The sequence below is a fragment of the Pseudotabrizicola sp. genome (assembly GCF_030656345.1).
Classification (GTDB): domain Bacteria; phylum Pseudomonadota; class Alphaproteobacteria; order Rhodobacterales; family Rhodobacteraceae; genus Pseudotabrizicola.
On the sequence record NZ_JAUSNR010000017.1, the window covers coordinates 35,629 to 42,132 of the forward strand.

5 protein-coding genes and 1 pseudogene are annotated in these 6,504 nt (G+C 62.0%); 2 read left to right on the forward strand and 4 right to left on the reverse strand.

Translation table 11 applies throughout. The annotated features are described in order from the left end of the window. Positions 1-151: 151 nt before the first annotated feature. Together Q7J44_RS10175 and Q7J44_RS10180 are read right to left on the reverse strand one after the other, a co-directional pair. Entirely contained in the window at positions 152-334 is a 183-nt protein-coding gene (locus Q7J44_RS10175) for a hypothetical protein (RefSeq protein ID WP_304879490.1), read from the reverse strand. Positions 335-617: 283 nt separating this feature from the next. After that, positions 618-1,490, reverse strand: a complete 873-nt coding sequence (locus tag Q7J44_RS10180; RefSeq protein ID WP_304879492.1) for a LysR family transcriptional regulator — start codon at positions 1,488-1,490, stop codon at positions 618-620. 103 nt (positions 1,491-1,593) lie between these two features. Here Q7J44_RS10180 and Q7J44_RS10185 point away from each other — a divergent pair, with 103 nt between their 5' ends. Together Q7J44_RS10185 and Q7J44_RS10190 are read left to right on the forward strand one after the other, a co-directional pair. Continuing rightward, complete coding sequence (locus Q7J44_RS10185) at positions 1,594-3,153, forward strand: proton-conducting transporter membrane subunit (protein WP_304879494.1); 1,560 nt, start codon at positions 1,594-1,596, stop codon at positions 3,151-3,153. Positions 3,154-3,187: 34 nt separating this feature from the next. Continuing rightward, complete coding sequence (locus Q7J44_RS10190) at positions 3,188-5,578, forward strand: YbcC family protein (RefSeq protein WP_304879502.1); 2,391 nt, start codon at positions 3,188-3,190, stop codon at positions 5,576-5,578. 200 nt (positions 5,579-5,778) lie between these two features. Here the strand turns inward: Q7J44_RS10190 and Q7J44_RS10195 are convergent, their stop codons facing one another. After that, entirely contained in the window at positions 5,779-5,964 is a 186-nt protein-coding gene (locus tag Q7J44_RS10195) for a hypothetical protein (protein WP_304879496.1), read from the reverse strand. Between the two features lie 230 nt (positions 5,965-6,194). Further along, positions 6,195-6,504, reverse strand: a pseudogene (locus tag Q7J44_RS10200) (MFS transporter); the annotation flags it as partial.

A 6,504-nucleotide genomic window follows, 5' to 3' on the forward strand; every position in this document is an offset into this window, starting at 1 on the left:
CCGAGGCAGGCATGAACAGGCTGAACACCAAGACGACGATCAGATAGACCTTGGGATTGAAGACTAACAGGATCGCCCCGTTCAGCGCGGTTTCCTCGCGCGCCTCGTTTATGCCCTACTTGGCCCCCGCACGAAAAAACAGCCACGCAAGTCAAAGGATATAGACCGATCCCCCAATGCGCAGGATATTGAACACCGTTGAATTCAGCCCGGCCAACTCCACAAAGCCAAACCCGACGACTGTTGTCACTGCGAATGTGGCCGGATGATAGCCATTGGTCGCAGGCAGCGATGGCCGCAGCCCAAAGCGCCCACCGATTGCCGCAAAGAACATGTTTTCTAGCCCTGGGCTGAAGGCCAGCGGGAAAAGGAACAGCAGCAGGGCTAGGGTCAGTTCAAACAGGGAACGCGATTCCGGGGATTTGGAGCCCCTTGTCGCGCAGCAGTCGCAGACAGACGATCCGGTTGTTGCGCAAGTCCAATGCGGCATCGGAAGAGGTCACTCGACCCTATTCTAATTTTTTAACGAAAGGTAACCAAGCCAATCCACTGGAAATGTTGGTCACCACCGATGCAACCAAACTCTTGCGGCCGCGGTGTAGCCGGGTCAACATTGGTCAGTCTGGATTGATCAATCCTGTCAGCATCGGGTTCGGAAAGCGGCGGTCCAAGGTGATAGCGTAGAATGTCTCGCTGATGCCAGGCAGGCGGTCGGCCTCGATCAAGGTGCCTTGTTCCAACTCGTCTTTCACAGCGATCAGAGGCAAAACGGCAAGGCCCACATCTTCACGGGCCAGCAGACGCATCATCGCCATGTCATCCACCTCGGCCACGACATGAGGACGGATACCCAATCGTGCAACCAAAGCGTCAAATGCAATGCGGATCGAACTATTGGTGCTAGGGAGAATGATGGGCTGAGTGGCCAGACGCATAGCAAGGTCCCCAGTGTTTTTCAAACGCCGCGCGGTGCCGACAAGGCTTGCAGGCTGCTCGGCCAGTCGGTGCGAGACAAAGGTTGTTGTCGCCTCACGCTGCGAGGGTTGATTGGTCAGCACCACGTCAAGGTTAAGGGTCTCCAACTGATGCAAAAGCTCGGTCAGACTGCCTGAGCGCAGGATCACTTCACTGTCGGGCTGCCCAAGGACAGGGCGTAGGAATCCCATCTGAAAGTTGCGCGACAAGGTAGCAAGCGCACCCACCCGCAAGACTTGCACCGCGCGCCCGGTGCCGCGCAGCGTGCCCACCAACTCATCGCCCACCGCAAAGATCGCATCGGCATGATCCAAGGTGATACGCCCCGCCTCGGTCAGGTGCAACTGCCGCCCACGCCGTTCAAACAGCGGGTGGCCAAGTCGGTCTTCCAACTTGCGGATCTGCACCGAGACTGCCGACTGCGACAGGCTCAGCTTTTCCGCTGTGCGGGTCAGGTTGCCGTCATGGGCCACGGCACGGAACAGATGCAGGTGATGATAGTTGAGATCGTTCATCCGTTCGCTTTAACAGAACGATATTCAGCAAACAATGTATTTCACACGATGCTGCGCCGCGGCTATGACCGGGACGCAAGCTTTCCTTGAAAGGACCACGGCCATGAGCGCAGCCCTGATTGCCTATCTCGCCCCCCTGCTTTTGATCCTTTCAGCGTTGCTCGGCTTTTTGCGCCCAGGACGCCGCCCAAAGACGGTCGCCGGGGTAGCTGAGGCTGTGGGGATCGCGGCGATGGTCGTTTCTATCGGCTCGGTGGCACTCCTGATCCTGCAGGGGCCGCAGACGGTGGTTCTGGTGCCGGGGCTGTCGGTGCGGCTAGACGTGGTCAGCGTGGTAATGCTGTGTCTGGTCAGCTTCATCGGGTGGGTTGTGCTGCGCTATGCGGGCACATATGCGGACGGCGAGGCCCGGCAGGGCGTCTTCATGGGCTGGATGTGCGCCACCTTGGCGACAGTCCTATTACTGGTGACGGCGGGTCACCTGATGCAACTGGTGCTGGCCTGGATCGCAACCAGCCTCAGCTTGCACCAGTTGCTACTCTTTTACCCCGACCGGGTGCAGGCGCGCCGCGCGGCGCATAAAAAGCTGGTGACCTCCGGTGTGTCAAATCTGGTGATTATTGGCGCAGCGCTGGTGCTGTGGCGCGGTTTTGGCAGCGGTGATATCGCGACGATCCTGGAGGGTGCAAAGGCAGGTGACGCACCGACCACAGCAGTCTGGGCTGCGGCCCTGATCGCGCTAGCCGCTGTGCTGAAATCTGCGCAATTCCCGACGCATGGCTGGCTGACCGAGGTGATGGAGACGCCCACTCCGGTGTCCGCGCTGCTCCATGCCGGGGTCATCAACGCAGGCGGGTTCCTGATAATCCGATTTGCCGATGTGATGCTGGCCTCGCCCGGCGTGCTGGCGGTGCTGGTCATGCTCGGCGGCTTTACCGCGATCTTCGGCGGCATGGTCATGCTGACGCAACCTGCGGTCAAAACATCGCTGGCTTGGTCCACTGTGGCACAGATGGGGTTCATGGTCATGCAATGCGGGCTGGCCGTGTTCCCTCTGGCTCTGCTCCATATCGTGGTGCATTCGCTGTACAAGGCGCATTCTTTTCTCGCCTCAGGCGGCGCGGTTGATGCCGTGGCTCTGGTCCGCAGGCCCGGACCGATTGCCGTGCCGTCCGGCGCAAAGGTCGTGCAGGCCTTTCTAACTGCCCTTGCCATCTATTCGCTGATGACCTTCGGTTTTGGTCAGGCCTTCGGGTGGGGTGCAGAGTCACCGCAAGCAATTGCTCTGGGTGCCATCCTGATCTTTGGTGTGGCCTATCTGATTGCCCAAGGCCTCGCCGGGGCCGCACCAAAGGCGCTGACCCGAACGACGGTGATCTATGCGCTGGCCGCCTCGCTGGGATACTTCTCCCTTCAGGCCGGGGCCGAGGCGCTGACCGCTGGCACCTTGCCTGCAACGTTCGCGCCCGGCCCGCTGGAATGGGCGCTGATCGTGCTGGCGGTAGCAAGCTTTGGCCTTGTCGCCGTGGCGCAGGCGCTGTTGCCGCTTTGGGCTCATCACCCGGCGGCGGCGGGCCTGCGGGTACATCTGAACAACGGCCTTTATGCCAATGCGGTGTTCGACCGTTTGCTGGCCAAGTGGACGAAGACGCCGAACATCTGATCCGCTTTCACAAATCCCAAGGATGCCCGACATGATGATCCATCACCCCGAGCTTGGCTCAGCGCCCAGCGAAGCCCTGATCAAGGCCGCCAATACCGCCGCCCGCGGGATCCCGCCGCTATTCCCGCTGGCGTCGAGCGTTGCGGTTAACCCGTTTCTCGGCCAGACCGGCGACACACTTGCCCAGACCGCCGCGCGGCTTGGACGGGTGTCAGGAACGCCCGTGACCCAGCCGCGCGAGTGGTATCTGGCGCGGATCGCGGATGGCCGGATCAGCGACGGCGATCTGGCGGCGGCGCTTGCAGCCTCACCCGACGCGGGTACCCCTGCGGACCTTGCCGCGTTGAAGGCAGCCATGAATGAGCCCTCGACCACGCAACAGGCGCTGCCTTCGGTTGCTGGGCTGGCGGCTGAGGCCTCGGGGATCGACTGGCCCGGAGTGGTCAATGACCGGTTCAGCGCCTTTGCGGCGGGGCATTTCGACAGGGGTCAGGCGCTGTGGACCACGGTGCCCGGCACATCGGCCTATTCGGCCTGGCGCAACTTTGCCGCCCATGATCTGACGCCCGAGATCGCCGGGCTGAGGGGCTTTGCGGCGTTTGTCACACAGGCTCCAGCGCTGGCACCCGAGGCGCTGGCATGGGCCACCGCGCGGCTGGGCTTGGCTGCCGAGGCGCTGGACACGGCCTTCCATGCAGCCCTGATGTCGCTGGGCGGGTGGAGCCAGTACGCCCGCTATGAGTTGTGGCAGGCTGAACTTGCCGGGGGCACGGACAGCGACGTGACCGACTTTCTAGTGATACGGTTGATGTGGGACGTAGCCCTTCTGGCGCAGTACCAGGCCAACATCGGTGACAAATGGGCTGCGGCCGTTGCCGCACATGCCACGGCGCTGCTGCCCAGCACCGATCAGGTGATCGACGGCATCCTGCAAGAGGCGGCCGAGCGTGCAGCACAGCGCGACATGGCGGCAGCCTTTGCCGCACCGGCACCTGCAGAGACAAAGACGCGTCCGGCGTTGCAGGCGGCCTTCTGCATCGACGTGCGGTCCGAAGTGTTCCGCCGTGCGCTGGAAGGTGTGGAACCCGGTATCCAGACCATCGGATTTGCCGGGTTCTTCGGCATGTTCGTCGATCATCGGCCCTTTGCGTCCCACGTATCAGAGGCGCGGCTGCCGGTTCTGTTAAACTCCACCGTCAAATCCTGCACTATTCAGCCGCATGCCGGAGCGGAAGACGCCGCCCGGATCACCGCTCGCGCCAAACGCGCTTGGGGCCGGTTCAAGCTGGCCGCCGTATCGTCCTTCGCCTTTGTCGAGGCGACGGGACCGGTCTATGCAGGCAAGCTGGTGCGCGACGCACTTGGCCTTGGCCCCACGCATCTGCCGCAGGACCCCGCACCGCAACTGTCGCCCGGACTGGATGCGGCGAAAAAGCTGGCCTCGGCGGAGATGGTGCTGCGCGCCATGTCGATGACCGAAGGCTTTGCCCGCATCGTGCTGCTTGCCGGGCATGGCGCGAATGTCACGAACAACCCGCATGCCAGTGCGTTGCATTGCGGTGCCTGCGGTGGCTATTCCGGTGAGGTGAACGCACGGCTTCTGGCAGGGCTGCTGAACGACGCAGAGGTGCGCCAAGGCCTGCCTGCGCGCGGCATACCGATCCCGGAGGACACGCTGTTCGTCGCGGGCCTGCACGACACGACCACCGATGACGTTCTGGTTTACGACGGCGATCACCCGTCGGCCGACCACGCCAAGGACCTGACCGACCTGAAGCGTTGGTTGACGGCTGCCGGTCTCATCGCGCGTGGCGAGCGTGCCTTGCGTCTGCCCCGCGCCAAGAATGCGGGCGACGTCGCCGGGCGGTCAAGCAACTGGGCGGAAGTGCGCCCGGAGTGGGGTCTTGCAGGCTGCCGGGCCTTCGTCGCGGCGTCACGTAGTCGCACCGCGGCACAGAACCTGGGCGGACGGGCGTTCCTGCATAGTTATGACTGGCGGCAAGACACGGGTTTTGGCGTGCTGGAACTGATCCTGACCGCGCCCGTCGTGGTGGCAAGCTGGATCAACCTGCAATACTACGGATCCACTGTTGCCCCAGTGACTTTTGGCGGCGGCAACAAGCTCTTGCACAATGTCACCGGGGGGATCGGCGTGGTTGAAGGCAGTGGCGGGCTGTTGCGCACGGGCCTGCCCTGGCAATCGGTGCATGATGGCGCGGAGCTGGTGCACGAACCCTTGCGCCTGTCGATCATCGTCGAGGCCCCACTGGCAGCGATCAACGATATCCTTGGGCGTCATGACGGCGTGCGCGCGTTGTTTGACAATCGCTGGTTGCACCTGTTCACGCTGAACGACACGGGGCATATGCACGAACGCTATGTCGGTGGACTGAAATGGGAAGCGTTCGCTGCCGGCAAATCCTGACAGTCGTTGGCACCGGACTAATTGCCAAAGACTATGTTCAGGCTCTTGATGTCGAACCGGTCATCGGCGCGCTGCTGACCATCGGATTGGTTGTTTGGTCGGTGGTCGGCAAGAGGGTATGCTATGGAACAACCGAGGATACCACACAGTGGGAAGGGGCGACACGAGAGCACCTATTCTTTTGGGAGACAATGGCAGCTTCAGCCTTGCTGTGGCACGGTCTTGGACGGCTGCGATTGTCCACCTTCCCCCTTTGTCGGCCAGACCTCCAGCATTCCGCACAGAATAACCAACCCGCCACCGATCATCTCACTGGCAGACAGGGTTTCTCCGGCAAAGATCGCGGCAGTCAGAGCGCCTGTCGCGTTGCCTTTAACGAGGGTCATCCTCAATTTGTGTGTCACGGTCTGACTGAGCTTCACAGATTGAGGATGACCCCATTTAAGAGCTACGCGACAACATCCTTCCTCCCCAATCCGTCGTGATGGGTCGGATATCAGCCCCCTAGCACGCCGCACCCAAAACACCGATGACCACCAACCACACAGAGCACGGTCGGCGGGCTTGCGCGGCGCTCATGTCTCTGGTCCCATGCAGTATAGCTGTCACCGCGGACCTATGTGCCCACATCCTCCTCGATCCGGGGCAGGAACCAGGCCAGCACCCCAAAAAGCGGCAAGTAGGCGCAGATGCGGTAAACCATCTCGACGCCGTAGCTGTCCGCCAGCACGCCCAGGAGCGCGGCTGCGATGCCGCCAAGTCCGAAGTTCAACCCGTAGAACAATCCACCAATCAGGCCGATCCGGTCGGGCAGCAGGTCCATCGCGTAGATCAGGATCGAGGCAAAAGCGCTGGCCATGATCAGGTTGATCAGGATCGTCAGCACCCCTGTCCAGAACAGGTCCACATGCGGCAACAGCAGCGTG

Coding starts and splice junctions, on each gene's coding strand:
- Q7J44_RS10185 (WP_304879494.1), top strand. CDS start 1,594: ATGAGCGCAGCCCTGATTGCCTATCTCGCCCCCCTGCTTTTGATCCTT.
- Q7J44_RS10180 (WP_304879492.1), bottom strand. CDS start 1,490: ATGAACGATCTCAACTATCATCACCTGCATCTGTTCCGTGCCGTGGCC.
- Q7J44_RS10190 (WP_304879502.1), top strand. CDS start 3,188: ATGATCCATCACCCCGAGCTTGGCTCAGCGCCCAGCGAAGCCCTGATC.
- Q7J44_RS10195 (WP_304879496.1), bottom strand. CDS start 5,964: ATGACCCTCGTTAAAGGCAACGCGACAGGCGCTCTGACTGCCGCGATC.
- Q7J44_RS10175 (WP_304879490.1), bottom strand. CDS start 334: ATGTTCTTTGCGGCAATCGGTGGGCGCTTTGGGCTGCGGCCATCGCTG.